Raw genomic sequence first — 20,852 nt, forward strand, 5'->3', positions numbered from 1 at the left:
GCAGAGAAAGAGCAATGAAAGAGCCAGGCCTGCCCGCCGACCAACAGTTTTTTGCCGATCTGTTCAGCGGCCTGGTGTTAAACCCGCAGCGTCTGGGGCGCGTATGGTTCGCCAGGCAACTAGCCACATTACCGACCGGCAGTTTATGTATTGACCTGCCCCGCCTGGATATCGTGTTGCGCGGAGAGTACAGCAACCAACTGGAAAAACAGCAGCACAGCCTGGCGGAAGGCGACATGTTGTTCATCCCGGCGAAAGCGGCGAATTTACCAGGCAGCGATAAACCGGTGATGCTCTTGAGCCTGGTATTTTCACCGGCCTGGCTGGGCCTCTCTTTTTATGACAACCGAACCGCATCGCTGCTACGTCCCGTACGTCGCATTGAGTTACCGCATCCGCAGCGCGGTGAAGGCGAGGCGATGCTTACCGCATTAACCCATTTAAGCCGCTCACCACAGGCCCAGGATATTATTCAGCCGCTGGTGCTGAGCCTGCTGCACCTGTGCCGCAGCGTGGTAAACACCCGGCCTGATATAGCGCGCCCGCGCTCTGAATTTCTCTATCACAGCATATGTAATTGGGTCCAGGACAACTATGCCCAGCCGCTGAACCGGGAAAACGTAGCGCATTTTTTCAATATCACACCGAATCACTTATCAAAAGTATTTACCCAGCATGGCACCATGGGATTTGTTGAGTATTTGCGGTGGGTGAGAATGGCGAAGGCGCGCATTATCTTACAGAAATATCATTTGTCGATTAGCGAAGTCGCACAGCGTTGCGGGTATCAGGACAGTGATTATTTTTGCCGCCTGTTCCGCCGTCAGTTTGGCCTGACGCCGGGCGAGTACGGCACCCGTTTTCAGTCAGCACGTTGATTGAGGCAATACCAACGAGTTAGTCATATCCACTTGTATCGTTGTAAAATAATGCCCTTTCGCGCATAACGTGCAGGCTTACTCAACAAAGTGAATATTCGATGAAAAACAGAAGTGCACTTTCCCTGATGTGTCTTCAGATGCTGGAATCAGGTGCGGATCGTCGGACCGTAAAAAGAGCGCTCACCGCCCGACGCGTAAAAGGTCGCCAGGCGGTAGTACTGCTCTGCAAACAAGAGATGATACTGTTAAGGGCCGGGAAACTGCCGATTCAACACACCGCAGATTAATAATTCCTCTTGTAAAACCGTTTTGCCCAGCCTGCAATCCCATTACCGTAGGCTGGAAAACACTCCTCACAGTGGCGTTTAAAACGTCAGTTCCGCCTGCAGCAACGCCAGAATGCTTTCGGCATCGGTCGCGGCAAACAACGACTGGCGGAACTGCTTGTTCACCAGCTTACGCGCCAGCTGCGAGAAGACCTTCACGTGGTTAATGCCTTCATCAGCCCCCAGCGTTAGCATGATCACCAGCTCAACATCGCCCATTTCGGACTGCCAGTCTATCGGCTGAGCAAGCCGGGCAATGCTGATACTGGAATGGTTGATCCACTGGGATTTAGTATGTGGGATAGCAACCCCGAAACCAACGGCAGTAGTCACTATCTCTTCGCGCTGCCAGACATCTTCCTCCAGCTCAAACGGATGTTCGGTGCGTCCATTTACCCCAAGATTACCACATAAGAACTGGATCACCTGCTCTTTGTTGGCAAGAGGCTCGCCAACAAAAATATTCTCCAGCGCCAGTAGCGGGCGCACGTCTTTCTGCGGTGCAAACTGCTTCAGCAAATCTTCTATCTCCTGAGCACTGCGACACTCGCAGGCCTGCATAGCGAGTTCGCGACACGCCTGGCCGTCCAGTTGACGAAGCTGACTTTTCACCGCCGGGATCCGTGGGCTGCTCATACTTAACTCGTCAAGCCCTAAGCCCAACAGCAGCGGTAGGTAACGACTTTCCCCGCCCAGTTCACCGCAAATGCCTACCCATTTACCGCGTTCGTGCGCCACGAGGACAATCTGCTGCAACATCCGCAAGAACGAGGGCGTAATCGGGTTATATAGCGGCGACACGCGAGGATTATTACGATCGACAGCGTACAGATACTGGGTCATGTCATTTGAACCAATGCTGAAGAAATCCACCTCGTCACAGAAGTGGTCGATGATGTAACACACCGACGGTACTTCAACCATAATCCCCAATGAAATTGTCGGAGCATGACGTAAACCCTCCGCTTTCAGCTCCACCAGCGCTTTTTGCAATTCGCTTTTTACCCATAAAATCTGGTCGAGGCTGTGCACCATCGGGATCATCAACTGCGCATTACCGAAGGTGGCCGCGCGTAAAATGGCGCGCAACTGCGTGCGAAACAGCCCAGCAAATTCGGGATAAATCCGCACCGCGCGATAACCCAGGAACGGATTTTCTTCTTGCGGAATATTGAGATAACGGATGTTCTTATCGCCGCCAATGTCCATCGTGCGAAAGATAACCGGCTTGTCGCCCGCAGCCAACAACACCTGTTGGTAGGCTTCAAACTGTTCCTGCTCGTCGGGAGCACTGTCGCGATCCATAAACAGCATTTCTGTGCGAAACAACCCAATCCCTTCCGCGCCATTGGCAAACGCCCCCGGCGCTTCCAGCGCGGTGCCAATATTCGCTGCGACGTCAATTCGTTGATTATCTTTGGTTAACGCGGGCTGGGCGGCGTCAAGGGCTTGCCGACGCTGGCATTCATCAGCCAGCTTCTGCGCAATCGCGTAGTAGCCGCGAACCGCCTCGTTTGGATTAATGGCCAGGACGCCACATCGGGCATCCAGTACCGCGGGTTGCCCGGCATAGCGGCTAATCGCGTCCAGCGGCAAGCCGCTAAGCACCGGAATTGCCGACGCCCGAGCGAGGATCAGCGTATGCGAGGTGCGCCCTGTTTTCTCAAGGATCATGCCTGACAGATGCTGCAAATCGAGGCTCAAAAACTGACTGGGCGTCAGATCTTCAGCAACCAGAATCGTTGGTTTTTCCAGCACCAGCGCATGGCGTGGCCGCTTTTCAGGCCAGGTAATGTGCAACAATTGTTCGCTGATATCACGGATGTCGCTGACGCGTTCGCGCAAATAATCGCTGCCGGAAGCCGACAGCTTATCGCATACTTGTTCCATATTGGTGATAATCGCCGCCCCTAACCCCAGATGCTGCTCGAGCATTAATCGGCGAATATTCCCGGCGAACTCATCGTCCTGAATCAGAGACAGATGCGCGCTGAGAATGGTTTTACTCTCACCATCGCGCTGGCGGAGTTGCTGATTGAGCAGCTCCGCCAGCGTCGCCAGACTGTGCTCCAGCCTGGCGTTGTCTTCCGCACTCGCCGCAATCGCGCGATAGCTCTCCAGATTATCACTCTGCCACAGCGTGAGCTGACCTGCCCCCACGCCGCCTGCCAGCACGGTGCCATACAGCAAATCCGGGTTGAGCCGAATCAGCGAACGCGGCAACGGATGCGCCGCCAGTTCCGCCGCCCCAGGCTGAACGCTGTCGCTGTCGATAAACCGCTGCTGAATGTACTCCTCCAGCGCCCGTCTGGCCTGTTCTTCATCATGACCGGTGATGGTTAAGCTACAGCTGTCGTTAAACAGCGTCCCGGTGCCAATCAGCGCCAGCGAGCTTTTCGCATCCGCTTTGGCGTTTTGACGATGGTTGAAAAACATCACCTCACTTTGCCACTGGCTACACTGCTCTTTCAGCTCCCATGCTGGACGCGCATGCAGGCCATTGGGTAACGGGCAAAGAAATTGAATCGTTAGCATAACAACTCCTGATTAGCGCGAAATCAGCACCTGAAATCCGTCAGATGAGCCACGGTTTCGCACGTAAGATGTGAAATAAGCGCCGACAGCAACTGCTGCGTCTGGATGATGTCACGACAGTCGGCAATCGATGCCGCACAGTGCCCATGCCGTGTGGCTGGCCCCATAACAACCGTCGGGATCCCCGTTCCGCTGACGTGTACAGCCCCGCCATCGGTGCCGCCATTACTGAACATATCGAGCTGTAACGGTATACCCGCGTCAGCGGCCACACTTTCAATCCATGCCGTCAGCTTTGGCGGCGCAATCAGCGATTTATCGCTCAACACCAGCATCGGGCCTTTGCCGAGCTGTCGGTGGTTGGCCGCGCCACAATCAAAATTTTTCGCCCAGCAGGCGGTGTCCAGCACGATCGCCACATCGGGGGCAACTGCACGCGCGGCCGTTTGCCCTCCGCGCAGTCCAACTTCCTCACTGGAACTGGCTACCAGCCACACCTCGCAAGGGAGATCGGCGCCATGCCATTCGCGCAGCAGCGCGACCAGCAAATAACATCCAAGCCGGTCATCAAAGGCTTTGCCCATGACGCGTTGGTGCGGCAAAACCTGAAAAGTCGTGTCAAAGGTAACGCGATCGCCTGGGTGCACGCCGGCCTGAAGTACTTCGTCATAAGACCGTGCGCCAATATCCACCCGTAGCGCATTCACCTCATTACCACTGCGCTCTCCGTCGAGCAGCCCCGGGATTTTGCTCTCTTCGCGGGTGGTAATCCGCACCGGCTGCAACTGTCTGGCCGCCATACGCACATTTCCCACTGGCAAGACATCGATCGCTCCTTCGCTGGAAATACTGCGCACAATAAATCCCACTTCATCCATATGCGCACAGATCATTACCTTCGGACCGGTTGATTCATTCAGGCGGATCAACACCGATCCTAACCCATCGAAGCGCACTTCTTTGTGCAGACGATCTGCTTCTTCGAGCAAGATCTGTCGCACCTCCTGTTCTGAGGAGGCGATCGCATCAGCCTCGCTCAGCGCCTTCAGTAGCGATAAGTCCATCACGCCTCTCCCGTGTGTAACAATGTTTTCGCCATGGTGTAGAGCACCTCGCCGCCGTCTGGCGTAACCAGTACCACGTCCTCAATACGTACTCCGCCCTGCCCCGGCAGATAAATACCTGGCTCAACGGTGAGCAGCATTCCCGCCGCCAGAGGCGTCGCATCGGTGGGTGAAAAACGTGGATTTTCATGGACCTCAATGCCGATAGCGTGTCCGGTATTGTGACCAAACTCATTACCATAGCCCGCCTGCGTAATAACTTGCCTGGCTGCGGCGTCCACCTCATTGCAACGCGCGCCGGGTCGGATTGCCGCCACCGCCGCCAGTTGCGCTTCCAGTACAACCTGATAAATCGAAAATAGCGCGCTTTCTTCTGCAGGTTGGTTGGCGTCGGGTAGGCGAAACGTTCGCGTCATATCTGAACAATACCCCTGATACTGTGCGCCAAAATCCAGCGTAATGAACTCACCCGCCTCGACACGCTTGTCGCTGGCTTTGCCGTGCGGCAGCGCCCCGCGCCAGCCGCTGGCGACAATGGTGTCAAAAGAGGCTTTATCTGCGCCGAGCGTACGCATGTACCACTCCAGTTCGGCGGCAATCTCGCGCTCACGCAGACCTGGTTTAATAAAACGCCGTATGTGTTCAGCGCTGAGGTCGGCAATCCGACAGGCTTCACGGATACAGGCTATTTCCTGGGCCGTTTTCACCTGCCGAAGCACGTCCGGCACGGCGCTCACCAGTCTTCCATGCAGTTTGTCTGCCCATGTCTTTGCCGTTTCCCAGCTTACCTGCTCGCCTTCGAACCCCACCGTCTGCAGCTTTTCGTCAGCAATGATGTGATTCACCCGTGAATACAGCGTCTGTGTTCCATCAAGGAGATGGATCTGGTAGCCCTGGGTACGCGTGTCGACATCGGTGTAGTAACGGGCATCGACCAGGATATGCGCGCTTTCATGGCTGATAAACACAAACCCTGAACTGCTGGAGATCCCCATATGCGGCTGTTTATTCTGTCGCGATGACAGCAGCATCGCATCGAGATGTTGCGCCGTCAGCCAGTCACGCAGCGAGGCAAGTAAGCTCATGGTTACAATCCTTTTGATCAGAGGCTTTCGATCAGCAATTTGCCTTTGCGGTACATCAGATGACGCAGGAACACCACCATCAGCGCGGTAATCACCGCACCTAACAGGATCCCTGCCATATAGACACCGAGATTGGTCACCAGCGGCCATGCCCAGATCGCCGACTCAGGGAACCATTGCACCGCACCCAGCCAGACGGCAGCCGTCGATCCGACAATGGCGCCAACCATGTAGGAGGGAATTGCCGTGATGGGGCTTTCCAGCGCAAACGGGATAGCCCCTTCGCTGATGCCCATAAATGCGAGGAACATTGCCGTTTTTCCCTGCGGGTAGAGCTGGGCGCTGAACAGACGCTTACCCGTTAAGCGGCGGTCAAGCAGCGTTGCCAGCCCGAGGCCAATCGGCGGAATAACAATCGCAATAGAGCGCGCGGTGACCGGCAGAACGTGATCGGTGGTAAAGCTGAAGGCGACAAATCCAGCGGCTTTATTAATCGGCCCGCCGAGGTCAATCGCTGTGGCCGCGGAAATCCCCATCGCATACATCAGCGTGCCTTTCTCTCCTGCTGCAGTCAGCAGAGTACGGATGCCGCCGTTGATCCAGCCGCCAAACGGCGTGATCACGTAATACATCGCCAGCATGACAAAAATGGCAGAGAGAATGGGCAGCAAAAAGGTGGTCTTGAACGCCAGCAGGAAATCAGGGAGCTGGATTTTTTGGTTCATCCATTTCACCAGATACCCGGCAACAATCGAGATAATTAGCGCGCCAATAAAGGTAGAGGGTACGGGTGCACTGGTTACCCATTGCAGCGTTGATGGGTCAAAATTCAGCAGCTGCGTAGGCTGAGTAGACATCAGCCCACCGATGAACCCCGCCGGAAACGCCAGCTTGCCGCCGATGGAGTTGGCAACGAACGCGGCAAACATCGGAATAGCAAAACCAAACAGCACGCCGCCAAAAGATTGCGACAGCCAGGCAAACTTCAATAATGAGAGATTAAAACCGGTAAATTTTCCGCTGTTCAGCGCATCCATGATGCCAGTGTCAGCAGGAATATCGAGCCAGCTATAAGCGATCAGTTGCGAGAAGGCGAGAATTACCCCGCCCATAATTAACGTCGGCACCATGCGTGAAATACCCGACATCACATGTTGCGGAAGTTCGCCCCAGAAGCTGTTGCGGGAGGCCGGTGGATTTTTTATTGCCGCTGCCGCACCAGATGCGCCAGGCACAACGGTTGCACTGCGTTTTTTAATGGCCATACGTAGTTCCCTGTCGATGATTATTGTTGTTCAGCGGCAACCATCTCTTCGATCTCTTTAATGATGCCGGCCGCATTTTTTATCGCGTCCTGTAGCGTAATTTCGTAGACATCACGCGACTCAAAACGCTCGTTATCTTCCGGAGTTACGGCAACTGAATGGATGATTAACGTCGCCTCAGCAATATCCTGCGCCGTCAGACGATTTTGAATTCCGTCAGCGCCCTGAGTTTCGATTTTCACTTCATAACCGGCTTCAACCGCCGCTTCTTCCAGAGCCTGCGCCGCCATAAAGGTGTGAGCCAGCCCCATCGGACACGCACAGACAGCAATTAATTTTTTGCTCATATTCATTTCCTCGTAATAGTTAACGAGAGAAATTATGGTCCGAGGCAAGTAGCGACCGTTATCAGACAAATAATGCTTTTACTGGACATATAATCCAGCAATCAGGAAGTGTGACGAAGGTCGGAAAGCTGGGCGGCAGGCATAAAAAAACCGCGTGATTTACGCGGTTTTGCGGGGGAGTGATTGAGGAATTAAAGAATATGCCCCAGCGTCTGGCGCAGATGTGCGCCGGAGCCAAGCAGACCCGGATTATCATGCACAATCAGATACACCGGAATATCCTGAACGTAGGCTTTAAAACGTCCTTTATCTTCAAACCCACCGCGGAAACCGGAAGCTTTAAAGAATTCAAGGAAGCGCGGCACGATCCCGCCAGCGATGTACACGCCGCCAAACGTGCCCAGCGTTAACGCCAGATCGCCGCCAAAGCGGCCCATGATCACACAGAACAGCGACAGCGCGCGGCGGCAGTCGATACAGGAATCTTCCAGCGCACGGGCGGTGATATCCTTCGGCTGCAGATTTTCCGGCAGGCGGCCGTCTGATTTGACGATGGCGCGATACAGGTTCACCAGTCCGGGTCCTGAGAGCACACGTTCAGCAGAAACATGACCGATTTCCGCACGCAGAACCTCAAGGATAATCCCCTCTTCTTCGCTGTTAGGCGCAAAATCCACATGCCCGCCTTCACCCGGCAGACTTACCCAGCGTTTATCAACGTGCACCAGATGCGCCACGCCGAGGCCAGTTCCCGCGCCATACACCGCAATCGGTTTACCTTCGACAGGTTCCGCGCCGCCAAACTGGATCAAATGATCTTTTTTCAGCATAGGGATTGCCATCGACACGGCGGTGAAATCATTAATAATTTCCAGATGGCTAAAGCCCAGATTTTTTTTCATCTCAGCAATAGAGAATGCCCAGGTATGGTTGGTCATTGCCACCCAGTCGCCGGTGATCGGACAGGCAATGGCAATGCAACCATCTTCGACGCTGACGCTATGCTCATCCAGGTACACGCGCACCACAGCCTCCAGACTGGGGTAATCCAGCCCGGAATAGGTTTTTGCCTGCGAAATCTCGCCACTGGCAATGTCGCACAGAGCAAGACGTGCGTTGGTGCCGCCAACATCACCTACTAAAGCATATTTTGTCATTCTTCCACTGCTCCGCTAAAGTCAGAATAAATCTTTGCCACACTGTAAATTCATGGGGGCATAACAACAACGGCCTGAAGGCTGATGCCCGTAGAAAATCGATCCAGATCACACAATTACTTTATCGTTTCAGCACCATTTGCAGCGATGCGGTCGCGCAGGCTGTGCAAACTATATCTATGACTCTGTTTGAAGGAATTGAAAATGCTCCATCCGCGAGCCAGAACGATGCTCTTGCTATCAACTCCCGCGATAATCATTGGCATAGCGTCCAGCCTGGTGTTGATCGTTGTGATGAAAGTCGCTTCCGTTTTACAGCAATTTTTATGGGAGCGTCTGCCGATTAGCATCGGAATTGCCCAGGACTCTCCACTGTGGATCATCGGTATGCTCACGTTAACCGGACTGATGGTCGGGCTTGTCATCCGCTACAGCCAGGGCCACGCTGGTCCGGATCCGGCTTGTGAACCGTTAATCGGAATGCCGGTGGCCGTTTCGGCGCTGCCAGGCCTGCTGGCGGCGCTAATCCTCGGTCTGGCGGGCGGCGTCAGTTTAGGGCCGGAACATCCCATCATGACCGTGAATATCGCCCTCGCAGTGGCGCTTGGCAGCCGCCTCTTTCCGCGCATTGCTAAGCTGGACTGGACCATTCTCGCCTCTGCCGGCACCATCGGGGCGTTATTTGGTACTCCCGTGGCCGCCGCGTTGGTGTTTTCGCAAACGCTGAATAGCTCGAACGATGTTCCTTTATGGGATCGCCTGTTTGCGCCGTTAATGGCCGCCGCCGCAGGTTCACTGACCACCAGCCTGTTCTTTCATCCCCATTTTTCATTGCCCATCGCGCACTATACGCAAATGCATCTGATCGATATCCTCAGCGGTGCGGTCGTTGCTGCTATCGCCATTGCCGCGGGCATGGTGGCCGTCTGGTGTCTACCGCGCTTGCATCATTTAATACATCGGCTTAAACACCCGGTACTGATCCTTGGGGTTGGTGGTTTTATTCTCGGTATTTTGGGTGTAATTGGCGGACCGCTTACCTTATTTAAGGGACTGGATGAAATGCAGCAAATGGCGTTTAGCCAGACGCTGGGGACAACGGATTATTTGCTGCTTGCCGTGATCAAACTGGCGGCATTGGTGGTCGCCGCAGCGAGCGGTTTTCGCGGCGGGCGAATTTTTCCGGCGGTCTTCGTGGGTGTCGCGCTGGGTCTGATGCTGCACGCCCATGTTGAAGCCGTTCCGGCAGCCATCACGGTCTCCTGCGCGATTCTCGGGCTGGTGCTGGTCGTTACCCGCGACGCGTGGCTGAGCCTGTTTATGGCGGCAGTCGTGGTGCCAGACACCACTTTGCTGCCGCTGCTTTGCGTCGTTATGCTCCCCGCCTGGCTTTTATTGGCCGGAAAACCAATGATGATCGCCAGCCGTCCCGAGGAGTAGCTATCCTCCGTTGCGAGATTCCAGCGCACGGGTCACCGTGCGCAATAACTCAGGAAGATCGGCTTTCGGTAGCACCACTTCAATTAATGACAACCGTTGCGGACGGGACAGCCGGGCCAGCACTTCCTCCAGTTGGACCACCTGCTTCACTCGCCAGCATTCCGCCTGACATTCATGACTTAACGCCTGCGGCACCTGCGTCCAGTTCCATCCGGCGATGTCGTTATAGCGCTGATTTGCCCCGTGAATAGCCCTCTCCACGGTATAGCCGTCATTGTTAAGCAGTAAAATCACCGGTGATTGCCCGTCTCTGAGCATAGAGCCCAGTTCCTGGATAGTGAGCTGCGCTGCGCCATCGCCAATAATCAGGATCACCCGGCGGTCCGGGCAGGCTGTTTGCGCGCCAAATGCCGCCGGGAGCGCGTAGCCGATGGAACCCCACAGCGGTTGGACCAAGACTTCCGCACCGCTGGGTAGCGAGAGCGCAGCCGCACCAAATGCCGCCGTTCCCTGGTCGACGAGGATGATGTCATCCGGCGCCAGATAATGCTGCACCGTTGGCCAGAAATTTTCCTGGGTCAGCAGCCCCTTCTCAACCTGGATACGCCTAACTGGCGGACGTTCGGGCGGCAGTGAAAACGACATCTCCAGACACAACTCGCGTAACGTAGTGACGGCCTGTTCCATCGGAACGTTAAACCATTGGGTACCAACACGTGACGCATGGGGCTGAACTTCAATAGTACGCTCCGCTGGTAACCGTTGCGTAAACCCAGCGGTCAGGGTGTCGACAAATTGTGTACCGACGCAAATAATCGTATCGGCATCTTCAATCGCCTGGCGCACATAATCGCTACTGGCTCCGGCGCTGTACGTACCGACAAACGCCGGGTGACGCTCATCAAATAACCCTTTCCCCATCAACAGCGTGGCGTGGGCCATCGGCGTTTCCGCCATCCAACGCTGCAAAACAGGCTGTAAACCAAAGCGCTGCGCGAGAAAGTCGGCCAACAGCGCTACACGCGGACTGTCCAACAGCCGCTCGCGGGCATAATAGCGAAACGCTTCTGCCACGCTGCTTTCCGGTTCGCTCAGAGGAACAATCAGAATGTCATTCGGCGGCGTAGCGGGCTGTTTGGCCACATCAGCAGGCAACATCAGGTAGCCTGGCCTGCGCTCTGTTAACATCGCCCGCAGCACACGGTCAATTTCATAACAGGCGTTTTGTTCATCCAGCATTGCGCTGGCCGTCGTTACCGCCTGCTGCATACGGTAAAAATGCTGAAAGTCACCGTCGCCAAGGGTGTGATGCATCAGTTCCCCGCGACGCTGCGCACCGCGACAGGGCGCGCCGACAACATGTAAGACAGGAACATATTCCGCATAGCTTCCAGCGATACCGTTAATTGCACTTAACTCTCCCACGCCAAACGTGGTGAGCAATGCTCCTGCCCCTGCCACCCTGGCATAGCCATCCGCGGCATAAGCCGCATTTAATTCGTTCGCACACCCAACCCAACGTATGCCGGGATGTTCAATCACGTGGTCAAGAAACTGCAAATTATAATCACCAGGCACACCAAAGAGGTGGCCGACGCCACAGCCTGCCAGCCTGTCCAGCAGATAATCAGCAACGGAATATTGGGTTTGCATGACAGCTATCCTTCTGACGGTAACCTCAATGTTGAGTATCGAAGAACTGTGTTGACTGTCCAGAGAAGCCATAGTGAAGGGGGTGGAAAGCAAAATGTACAGTTTTGCCGATTAAAAATTCATTGCCGCCTGCTTTATGTAAACGTATACACTCAATGACACACGTTATCCGACAGGAGGCTACATGGTTTATCAGGCTGATGAAAATCGCTATCAAACAATGGAGTATCGCCGCTGCGGCCAGAGCGGCCTCAAACTCCCGATTGTCTCTTTGGGTTTGTGGCATAATTTTGGTGATGCCACGCAGGTAGAGAACAGTCGGGCTCTGTTACAGCGCGCATTCGATCTGGGAATTAATCATTTTGACCTGGCGAATAACTATGGTCCACCGCCGGGCTCAGCGGAGCGAAATTTTGGCCGCATTCTGCAGGAAGATTTTTTACCGTGGCGGGACGAGCTGGTCATCTCCACCAAAGCTGGTTACACCATGTGGGAGGGGCCCTACGGCGACTGGGGATCACGCAAATACCTGATTGCCAGCCTCGATCAAAGCCTCAAACGCCTGGGGCTGGAGTATGTTGATATCTTCTATCACCACCGGCCCGATCCTGAAACGCCGCTCAGAGAAACCATGCGCGCGCTGGATCATATTGTCCGTCAGGGTAAAGCGCTATATGTCGGACTGTCTAATTATCCGGCGGAGCTTGCCAGGCAGGCGATTGAAATACTCGACGATTTAGGCACTCCCTGCCTTATCCACCAGCCTAAATATTCCCTGTTTGAACGTTGGGTCGAAAGTGGCCTGCTGTCGCTATTACAGGAAAAGGGGGTTGGCAGTATCGCCTTCTCGCCACTGGCGGGTGGGCAATTAACCGACCGCTACCTGAACGGTATTCCTGCGGACTCGCGCGCGGCAAGCTCCAGCCGTTTTCTTAACCCGGACCAGTTAACGCCACAAAAACTGGAAAAGGTCCGTGCGCTGAACGCGCTGGCAGAACGTCGGGGACAAAAACTTTCTCAGATGGCGCTCGCGTGGGTATTACGGGAAGACAAGGTCACCTCGGTGTTGATTGGCGCCAGTAAACCCGCGCAAATTGAAGACGCCGTTGGCATGCTGGCAAACCGTCATTTCTCTGCCGAAGAGTGCGCGGAAATTGATGCCATTCTGAGCTGATTGAAATAAAGACACATTTATTAACAAAAAGTGCTCTCGCTCGCGATTTAAGAGTTAAGGCGATGAAACGGGGCTTTACTGCCCCGTAATATTACGTTAACAGGCCGGCTACGGCTCGATCGTGAAGGAGAGTAAAAATGTTCAGGTCACTGATTCTGGCGGCAGTCTTATTGGCTTTTACCCCGCTGGCCGCGAACGCTGGCGAAATCACCCTGCTGCCATCAATAAAATTGCAAATTGGCGATCGCGATAATTACGGTAACTACTGGGATGGCGGCCGCTGGCGCGACCGGGATTACTGGCATCATAACTATGAGTGGCGCAAAAACCGCTGGTGGCGTCATGACAATGGCTATCATCGTGGCTGGGATAAACGTAAAGCTTATGAGCGCGGCTATCGTGAAGGCTGGAATGACCGTGACGACCATCGCGGTCGCGGGCGCGGCCACAAACATCATCATTAATGTAACAAAAGAGCCTACGGGCTCTTTTGTTTTTACAAACCCAGCGCGGTTCCCACCAGTAACCAGATATTCAGTGCGACCACTAACACCACAATCATCCAGCCAATGTATTTGACCCAGGCGGTGTTAACCAAATCCCCCATCAATGGGCCGTTGCTGGTAAAGATTAGTAGCGGCACCAACGCAAGGGCAATCCCGAAACTGAGCAACACCTGGCTCATCACCAGAATACGGGTGGGATCCAGCCCCATCAGAATCACAATAAATGATGGCATCATGGTGACAGTACGGCGTACCCACAGCGGAATGTGGAAGCGGATAAACCCCTGCATCACCACCTGCCCCGCCAACGTGCCGACCACAGTAGAAGACAGCCCCGCTGCCACCAGGCTTAAACCAAACACCGTCGCCGCCGCGTGGCTCAACAGCGGTTCAAGGGTCAGGTACGCCTGATCGAGATCGGCGATACCGGTATGCCCGCTAAAATGAAATGCGGCGGCAGCTGTCGCCATCATCGCCAGATTCACAAACCCGGCAATCGTCATGGCGATAGCCACATCCCATTTCGTGGCCGCATAGCGTTGTTGCCGCGTTCCGCCGTGCAGATGCTGGGTTAAAGAAGAATGCAAATAGATCACATGCGGCATGATGGTCGCGCCAAGCACGCCAGCAGCCAGGAACACAGCCTCAGAATTGGGCAGGTTGGGAATAATCATCCCTTTGCTAAGCTGCGCCAGATTGGGTTGGGAAAAGATCAGTTCCACGATGTAAGCCGCTGCCACAAACAGCAGCAAGCCGCCAATGACTTTTTCCAGCGGTTTTTGCCCGCGGCGCTGCAGCATCAGAATTAAAAACGTCGCGATACCGGTAAGTACGGCCCCCTGCAATAATGAAACACCCAGGATCAGTTTGAAACCAATCGCAGCGCCAATAAACTCAGCAAGGTCGGTCGCCATGGCGATAATTTCAGCCTGCACCCAGTAAAACCATACCACCGGACGAGGATAATGATCGCGAATTTGCTCCGCCAGGTTTTTACCGGTGGCAATACCCAGTTTTGCCGACAGCACCTGAATCAGCATTGCCATCAGGTTTGCCCAGACCACAACCCACAACAGTTTATAGCCAAAGCTGGCCCCTGCCTGGATATTGGTGGCAAAGTTACCCGGATCGATATAGCCGATCGCCGCGATGAACGCAGGTCCCATTAATGCGAGCTTCAACTTGCGCGCTGCCCGTCCACTGCTACTCTCAACGCGATCGTTAGTCATTTTAGTGCCTCAGAAACATAGCCTTTGCTATGTTTCAAGCTACGCTTATTGAGAATGATTATCAAATTCATTTTAATGGGTGAAGTTGATTTCTCTGATAGCTTTTGTCTATGGATCGATAAGGATTCTTGAAAGACTGGTGAGATGTTTGATTATTGTTATGAGATTAGCACAATGACATAACTTTTCACTTCCCTACTCAACATAACGGAAGTGTATCACCGATCACTAATTTTGAATCTCGTCACAGGTCCTTATTATAGTGTGTGTTTGATCTCGTTTTCTTTATGGTTGTTACATAGAATGTGCACGAAAACTAAACCTGCCTCATATTTGGAGCAAATATGGACCGCGTTCTTCATTTTGTCCTGGCCCTTGCCGTGGTTGCGGTACTCGCACTGCTGGTAAGCAGTGACCGTAAAAAAATCCGCATTCGTTATGTTATTCAACTGCTTGTTATTGAAGTGTTACTGGCATGGTTCTTCCTGAACTCTGATGTCGGTCTGGGCTTCGTGAGAGGCTTCTCCGAGATGTTTGAAAAACTGCTCGGCTTCGCTAATGAAGGGACAAACTTTGTCTTCGGCAGCATGAACGACAAAGGCCTGGCATTCTTCTTCCTGAAAGTGCTTTGCCCGATCGTCTTCATTTCCGCGCTGATCGGTATTTTGCAGCACATCCGCGTTCTACCGGTTGTTATTCGCGCGATTGGTTTCCTGTTATCCAAAGTCAACGGTATGGGCAAGCTGGAATCCTTCAACGCCGTCAGCTCCCTGATCCTGGGTCAGTCCGAGAACTTTATCGCCTATAAAGATATTCTCGGCAAAATGTCCCGCAACCGTATGTACACCATGGCTGCAACGGCGATGTCGACCGTTTCCATGTCTATCGTCGGCGCGTATATGACCATGCTGGAGCCGAAGTACGTGGTTGCTGCGCTGGTTCTGAACATGTTCAGCACCTTCATCGTGCTGTCGCTGATCAACCCCTACACCGTTGATGCCAGCGAAGAAAATATTCAGATGTCTAACCTGCACGAAGGTCAGAGCTTCTTCGAAATGCTGGGTGAATACATCCTGGCAGGTTTCAAAGTAGCCATTATCGTTGCAGCCATGCTGATTGGTTTCATTGCGCTGATCGCCGCCCTGAACGCCCTGTTCGCTACCGTAACCGGTTGGTTTGGCTACAGCATCTCCTTCCAGGGCATCCTGGGCTACATCTTCTACCCTGTTGCATGGGTGATGGGTGTGCCGTCCAGCGAAGCGCTGCAGGTGGGCAGTATCATGGCAACCAAACTGGTTTCTAACGAATTCGTCGCGATGATGGATCTGCAGAAAATCGCCTCTACGCTCTCTCCACGCGCCGAAGGCATCATCTCTGTGTTCCTGGTCTCCTTCGCTAACTTCTCTTCTATCGGGATTATCGCCGGTGCGATTAAAGGCCTGAACGAAGAGCAAGGTAACGTGGTGTCCCGCTTTGGTCTGAAGCTGGTATACGGCTCTACGCTGGTGAGCGTACTGTCCGCGTCCATTGCAGCTCTGGTGCTGTAAGCGTCAGGCAACGTAATTGTGACAAGACCGGGGAGATTTCCCCGGTTTTTTTATGTCTGCTATTCAGCAAACCAAAGAGACAGAGAGTGAGAACTGGCAGGATGCAGAAACAAAAAACCCCCGCTTTTCAGCGAGGGTTTAAATTTTGGTGGAGCTAAGCGGGATCGAACCGCTGACCTCTTGCATGCCATGCAAGCGCTCTCCCAGCTGAGCTATAGCCCCACGATGCTTTTACGTACATACCAAATTCATTGGGATTAAATTTGGTGGAGCTAAGCGGGATCGAACCGCTGACCTCTTGCATGCCATGCAAGCGCTCTCCCAGCTGAGCTATAGCCCCGTCACGTAAAGCTTGTCGAGTTGACGGGCGGCATCATATGAATTCCCTTCGCGTGTGTCAACGGCAAAATTAGCTCATAGAATTCAATCGCTGAAAAAGCAGTCAAATGAAGAACATTGCGTAACAACTCGCATTCAGTAGTTAAACGCGTCACGGTTTCTACTAAAATGGTGCTATAAAATGAACCACTAATTAACCCCACGACTATTCAGGGAATCGTTATGTTCAAGGAACGGATGACGCCAGAAGAGCTTGCTAATCTGACCGGATACAGCCGACAGACCATCAATAAATGGGTGCGCAAGGAAGGTTGGGCTACATCACCAAAACCAGGCGTTCAGGGCGGTAAAGCCCGTCTGGTTCACGTCACCGAACAAGTTCGTGAATACATTCGCAGCGCCGAGCGTTCAGCCGAAGGTTTATCAGATAACTTATCGTTATCCGGCGATACCTCTATTGAAGCTCTGCTGATTAGGCTCGCCAAAGAGATGACACCGTCAGAACAGAAAATGTTTACGTCACTGATCCTGCGTGAAGGCATTACGGGTTTATTACAACGCTTAGGGATCCGCGATAACAAATAATATGAAAAAATTACGCAGCAAAATGACGACCGAAGAGCTGGCGGAATGTCTCGGGGTCGCCAAACAAACCGTCAATCGTTGGATCAGAGAACAAAACTGGACCACCGAAAAATTTCCCGGTGTTAAAGGTGGTCGTGCAAGACTTATTCATATCGACTCCGGCGTCCGCACGTTTCTGCTCAACATTCCCGCTTTTCGCAAAGTTCCTGAGGTTTATCAGGCTGAAGAGCCGCTGGCAGAATACACCCATGTAGTGCGCAGCCATGCCTGCCGCCAGATAATTAGCGCGCTGGATAATATGTCTCCAACGGAACAAGAAAAGCTGGCGATGTATATCTCGCGCGAAGGGATTCGTAATTTCCTTATCCGTCTGGGGATTGATGAGTCTGAATAACGGATAAAAAAACGGCAGGAGTGCATCCTGCCGTTGTGTCATCAATCAGCCTGAATTACTGCTGACTTTCACGCTCTGCAATAAACGCCAGCGCTTTGTTAATACGCTCAACGCTGCGGGATTTGCCAATCGCATGCACCGTGACGTCTAACGCCGGGGACTGACCCGCGCCGGTTACCGCGACACGCAGCGGCATCCCAACTTTACCCATGCCCACTTCCAGCTCATCAGCGGTTGCCTGAATCGCGTGGTGGACGTTTTCTGCCGTCCACTCGGTAATGGCGGCCAGTTTGTCGCGAACCACTTCCAGAGGCTGACGCGCAACCGGACGCAGGTGTTTCTTCGCCGCGTCGGCATCGAACTCAGCAAAGTCTTCGTAGAAGTAGCGGCAGCTCTGCGCCATCTCTTTCAGAGTCTTACAACGCTCGCCCAGCAGTTTCACCAGCTCAGACAGTTGAGGCCCAACGCGGGTATCGATATTTTCCTGCTCAATGTGCCATTGCAGATGCGTTGCCACATATTCCGGCGCCAGCGCATTAATGTAGTGATGGTTCAACCACTGCAGTTTTTCAGTGTTGAACGCGCTCGCAGACTTGCTCACCGCACCGAGGGAGAACAGTTTAATCATCTCTTCACGGGTGAAGATTTCCTGATCGCCGCTGGACCAGCCCAAGCGTACCAGATAGTTCAGCAGCGCTTCCGGCAGGTAGCCGTCATCGCGGTACTGCATCACGCTGACCGCACCGTGACGTTTAGAGAGTTTTTTACCGTCGTCGCCGTTGATCATCGACACGTGCGCGTAAACCGGCACCGGCGCGTTCAGCGCTTTCAGGATGTTGATCTGACGCGGGGTGTTATTGATATGGTCTTCGCCACGAATAACGTGGGTAATTTCCATATCCCAGTCGTCGACCACCACACAGAAGTTGTAGGTCGGGGAACCGTCGGTACGGCGGATGATCAGATCGTCCAGCTCCTGGTTACTGAATTCGATCGGCCCACGGATCTGATCGTCAAAAATAACGGAACCGTCCTGCGGGTTGGCAAAACGCACCACGCACGGCTCGTCGGCGGCATGGTGCTCATGACCATGGCGGCAGCGGCCGTCGTAACGCGGCTTCTCACCGTTCGCCATCTGCTCTTCGCGCAGCGCATCCAGGCGCTCTTTGGAGCAGTAGCACTTATATGCGGTGCCTGCTTCCAGCATTTCATCAATAACAGCGTTGTAGCGATCAAAACGTTTGGTCTGGAAGTACGGGCCTTCATCCCATTCCAAATTCAGCCAGTTCATACCATCCATAATGGCTTCAATAGCTTCCGGCGTGGAGCGTTCGAGATCGGTGTCTTCAATACGCAGCACAAACTCACCGCCATGGTTACGTGCAAAAAGCCAGGAATAAAGAGCAGTACGCGCACCGCCGACGTGCAGGTAACCTGTCGGGCTTGGCGCGAAGCGAGTTTTGATTTTCATGAAATGGCCTTACGTTTATAAAGATGCCGACAACCGGCAAATCCAGGGAAGATTATCAGGCTCGTATTCTATCACTGTGGTCTGATTCCTCAATGTTGATCGGGTTGGAACATCACGCTTTGCCATTTTCGTATACAAATCATGCTGCATGGATTGTTTTGCGATCGTTTTGTTTAAATTTACGACGAACGAACAATTTCTTTAGAAAATGCGTTGACTCATTTTCAACTCTCCCTATAATGCGACTCCACACAGCGGGGGTGATTAGCTCAGCTGGGAGAGCACCTCCCTTACAAGGAGGGGGTCGGCGGTTCGAACCCGTCATCACCCACCAACTACTTTATGTAGTCTCCGCCGTGTAAAACAAGAAATTGAGAAGTGGGTGATTAGCTCAGCTGGGAGAGCACCTCCCTTACAAGGAGGGGGTCGGCGGTTCGAACCCGTCATCACCCACCAACTACTTTATGTAGTCTCCGCCGTGTAAAACAAGAAATTGAGAAGTGGGTGATTAGCTCAGCTGGGAGAGCACCTCCCTTACAAGGAGGGGGTCGGCGGTTCGATCCCGTCATCACCCACCACTTTCTCGCCAGCTGGATTTCTTGTTAAAATGTGAAGTACCGAAGTGGGTGATTAGCTCAGCTGGGAGAGCACCTCCCTTACAAGGAGGGGGTCGGCGGTTCGATCCCGTCATCACCCACCACTTCGGGTCGTTAGCTCAGTTGGTAGAGCAGTTGACTTTTAATCAATTGGTCGCAGGTTCGAATCCTGCACGACCCACCAATGTAAAAAGGCGCCCTAAAGGCGCCTTTTTGCTATGCGCAAAATTCAACGATTCAGAATCTGCTTGCCTGATGCACTGCGCTTATCAGGCCTACAGACGGCCTGACACGTAGGCCGGATAAGACTTTAGTCGCCATCCGGCACAGTCATCATACCGTTAACGCTGCCACCAGTTTCTCCAGTGCTGGCGTCGCCTGTTGCTGGTCATACACAATATACAAATCTGCCGGAATACGTTCCTCTAACGGACGGAACACCACACCCGGCCAGCTCATCTGCGCATAACTGTCTGCAATCAACGTAATTCCAACCCCCATACTGATCATCGCCAACACCGTTTGCGGCTCCTTCACCTCGCGAATAATCATTGGCGAAAATCCGGCGCTTTGGCAAACGCGCTGTAAAAATGCCCAGTCGGTATGAATGGACGGCATTGTGACAAAATATTCGTTCCGCAACGCTTCCAATGGTATCGCGGCAAGTTCAGCCAGGGGATGCTCTTCTGGCATCGCCACCAGAAAAGAGGATTCGTGCAAACGCAGGCTGGTAAATCCAGGAGAAGGCTCAGTGGCCATCCGCCAAATTCCCGCATCCAGTTCACGTCGTTCCAGCATCGTCATCTGCATTGCAGGCATGTTCTCGCGAAACAGCACCTCAACGTTAGGGTTATCTTTTAAGAAACGCCGCATCACGGGGCGCATTTTCCCCCACATCGCCGTCCCGATAACACCAAGCTCAATCCGCCCCGCCTCGCCGCGACCAATCTGCTCGACTCTCGCCAGCGCCTGATTCGCACTGGATAGCAATCGGCGCGACTCTTCCATCAAAATTTTTCCGGCGTGAGTTAAGGCTACACTGCGAGAATGTCGGATAAATAGCAAAGTGCCGAGCTGTTGTTCCAGCTCTTTAATATGCGTACTGAGCGGTGGTTGCGACATATTCAGGCGAGCAGCAGCGCGTCCAAAATGCAGTTCTTCTGCGACAGCAAGAAAATAACGCAGTAACTTCAGATCGATACGGTGCGTGCGTTCCATGGATAGTGCGCTCCTGAGGACAAAGGATAATGCGCAAAGT

17 protein-coding genes and 7 tRNA genes are annotated in these 20,852 nt (G+C 53.4%); 12 read left to right on the forward strand and 12 right to left on the reverse strand.

Annotated features, from left to right (window positions below; all coding sequences use genetic code 11):
- Window positions 1-14: 14 nt before the first annotated feature.
- Window positions 15-878, forward strand: a complete 864-nt coding sequence (locus FDW92_RS06765) for a helix-turn-helix domain-containing protein (RefSeq protein WP_042306981.1) — start codon at window positions 15-17, stop codon at window positions 876-878.
- A gap of 368 nt (window positions 879-1,246) precedes the next feature.
- On the opposite strand, the gene ptsP is transcribed toward FDW92_RS06765, so the two are convergent.
- The 6 genes from ptsP to glk all read right to left on the reverse strand — a co-directional run bounded on the left by ptsP (window position 1,247) and on the right by glk (window position 8,660).
- Window positions 1,247-3,742 carry a phosphoenolpyruvate--protein phosphotransferase gene (gene ptsP, locus FDW92_RS06775; RefSeq protein WP_042306976.1) on the reverse strand — a complete coding sequence of 832 codons (2,496 nt, stop codon included), beginning with the start codon at window positions 3,740-3,742 and terminating at the stop codon, window positions 1,247-1,249.
- 23 nt (window positions 3,743-3,765) lie between these two features.
- Window positions 3,766-4,806: an aminopeptidase gene (ypdE, locus tag FDW92_RS06780; protein WP_042306974.1), complete on the reverse strand. Its 1,041-nt coding sequence runs from the start codon at window positions 4,804-4,806 to the stop codon at window positions 3,766-3,768.
- On the reverse strand, window positions 4,806-5,891 hold the full coding sequence (ypdF, locus tag FDW92_RS06785; protein ID WP_042306973.1) for an aminopeptidase: 1,086 nt from the start codon (window positions 5,889-5,891) through the stop codon (window positions 4,806-4,808). Before ypdF ends, ypdE begins: the two co-directional genes overlap by 1 nt.
- Window positions 5,892-5,908: 17 nt before the next feature.
- Window positions 5,909-7,156, reverse strand: coding sequence for a PTS fructose transporter subunit IIC (locus FDW92_RS06790; protein WP_042306972.1), 1,248 nt, complete (start codon window positions 7,154-7,156; stop codon window positions 5,909-5,911).
- A 20-nt stretch (window positions 7,157-7,176) separates the two neighbouring features.
- Complete coding sequence (locus tag FDW92_RS06795) at window positions 7,177-7,503, reverse strand: fructose PTS transporter subunit IIB (RefSeq protein WP_003028254.1); 327 nt, start codon at window positions 7,501-7,503, stop codon at window positions 7,177-7,179.
- Window positions 7,504-7,694: 191 nt separating this feature from the next.
- Window positions 7,695-8,660 (reverse strand): glucokinase, encoded by a 966-nt coding sequence (gene glk, locus FDW92_RS06800; RefSeq protein WP_042306971.1) that lies wholly within the window; start codon window positions 8,658-8,660, stop codon window positions 7,695-7,697.
- A gap of 204 nt (window positions 8,661-8,864) precedes the next feature.
- Here glk and FDW92_RS06805 point away from each other — a divergent pair, with 204 nt between their 5' ends.
- The gene (locus tag FDW92_RS06805; protein WP_042306970.1) at window positions 8,865-10,100 is read left to right on the forward strand and encodes an ion channel protein; all 1,236 of its coding nucleotides are present in this window, start codon (window positions 8,865-8,867) and stop codon (window positions 10,098-10,100) included.
- Here FDW92_RS06805 and FDW92_RS06810 read toward each other — a convergent pair whose 3' ends face one another.
- Complete coding sequence (locus tag FDW92_RS06810; RefSeq protein WP_042306969.1) at window positions 10,101-11,753, reverse strand: thiamine pyrophosphate-binding protein; 1,653 nt, start codon at window positions 11,751-11,753, stop codon at window positions 10,101-10,103.
- Window positions 11,754-11,937: 184 nt separating this feature from the next.
- On the opposite strand from FDW92_RS06810, the gene mgrA reads away from it, so the two are divergent.
- Window positions 11,938-12,927, forward strand: a complete 990-nt coding sequence (gene mgrA, locus FDW92_RS06815; RefSeq protein ID WP_042306968.1) for an L-glyceraldehyde 3-phosphate reductase — start codon at window positions 11,938-11,940, stop codon at window positions 12,925-12,927.
- 137 nt (window positions 12,928-13,064) lie between these two features.
- Window positions 13,065-13,391: a DUF2502 domain-containing protein YpeC gene (ypeC, locus tag FDW92_RS06820; RefSeq protein WP_003834889.1), complete on the forward strand. Its 327-nt coding sequence runs from the start codon at window positions 13,065-13,067 to the stop codon at window positions 13,389-13,391.
- A 32-nt stretch (window positions 13,392-13,423) separates the two neighbouring features.
- On the opposite strand, the gene FDW92_RS06825 is transcribed toward ypeC, so the two are convergent.
- Window positions 13,424-14,662 carry an Nramp family divalent metal transporter gene (locus tag FDW92_RS06825; protein ID WP_042306967.1) on the reverse strand — a complete coding sequence of 413 codons (1,239 nt, stop codon included), beginning with the start codon at window positions 14,660-14,662 and terminating at the stop codon, window positions 13,424-13,426.
- A 344-nt stretch (window positions 14,663-15,006) separates the two neighbouring features.
- On the opposite strand from FDW92_RS06825, the gene nupC reads away from it, so the two are divergent.
- Window positions 15,007-16,209, forward strand: coding sequence for a nucleoside permease NupC (gene nupC, locus FDW92_RS06830; protein ID WP_042306965.1), 1,203 nt, complete (start codon window positions 15,007-15,009; stop codon window positions 16,207-16,209).
- A 146-nt stretch (window positions 16,210-16,355) separates the two neighbouring features.
- Here the strand turns inward: nupC and FDW92_RS06835 are convergent.
- A tRNA-Ala gene (locus FDW92_RS06835) sits at window positions 16,356-16,431 on the reverse strand.
- Window positions 16,432-16,473: 42 nt separating this feature from the next.
- Window positions 16,474-16,549, reverse strand: a tRNA-Ala gene (locus tag FDW92_RS06840).
- A 221-nt stretch (window positions 16,550-16,770) separates the two neighbouring features.
- Between FDW92_RS06840 and FDW92_RS06845 the strand changes: the two genes are divergently transcribed.
- A complete protein-coding gene (locus FDW92_RS06845; RefSeq protein WP_003028277.1) occupies window positions 16,771-17,133 on the forward strand; it encodes a YfeC-like transcriptional regulator in 363 nt (120 codons plus the stop codon).
- A 1-nt stretch (window position 17,134) separates the two neighbouring features.
- The gene (locus FDW92_RS06850; protein WP_042306962.1) at window positions 17,135-17,527 is read left to right on the forward strand and encodes a YfeC-like transcriptional regulator; all 393 of its coding nucleotides are present in this window, start codon (window positions 17,135-17,137) and stop codon (window positions 17,525-17,527) included.
- Between the two features lie 55 nt (window positions 17,528-17,582).
- On the opposite strand, the gene gltX is transcribed toward FDW92_RS06850, so the two are convergent.
- Entirely contained in the window at window positions 17,583-18,998 is a 1,416-nt protein-coding gene (gene gltX / locus FDW92_RS06855) for a glutamate--tRNA ligase (RefSeq protein ID WP_038642458.1), read from the reverse strand.
- A gap of 258 nt (window positions 18,999-19,256) precedes the next feature.
- Between gltX and FDW92_RS06860 the strand changes: the two genes are divergently transcribed.
- From FDW92_RS06860 to FDW92_RS06880, 5 genes are all read left to right on the forward strand, one after another.
- Window positions 19,257-19,332: transfer RNA gene (locus tag FDW92_RS06860), tRNA-Val, on the forward strand.
- A 46-nt stretch (window positions 19,333-19,378) separates the two neighbouring features.
- Window positions 19,379-19,454: transfer RNA gene (locus FDW92_RS06865), tRNA-Val, on the forward strand.
- A 46-nt stretch (window positions 19,455-19,500) separates the two neighbouring features.
- Window positions 19,501-19,576, forward strand: a tRNA-Val gene (locus FDW92_RS06870).
- 46 nt (window positions 19,577-19,622) lie between these two features.
- A tRNA-Val gene (locus FDW92_RS06875) sits at window positions 19,623-19,698 on the forward strand.
- A gap of 4 nt (window positions 19,699-19,702) precedes the next feature.
- Window positions 19,703-19,778: transfer RNA gene (locus tag FDW92_RS06880), tRNA-Lys, on the forward strand.
- A gap of 149 nt (window positions 19,779-19,927) precedes the next feature.
- Here FDW92_RS06880 and FDW92_RS06885 read toward each other — a convergent pair.
- Window positions 19,928-20,812 (reverse strand): LysR family transcriptional regulator, encoded by an 885-nt coding sequence (locus FDW92_RS06885; RefSeq protein ID WP_042306959.1) that lies wholly within the window; start codon window positions 20,810-20,812, stop codon window positions 19,928-19,930.
- Window positions 20,813-20,852 lie beyond the last annotated feature (40 nt).

Origin of the sequence: Citrobacter sp. wls706 (assembly GCF_005281305.1) — a bacterium.
Taxonomy (GTDB): Bacteria; Pseudomonadota; Gammaproteobacteria; order Enterobacterales; family Enterobacteriaceae; genus Citrobacter; species Citrobacter werkmanii.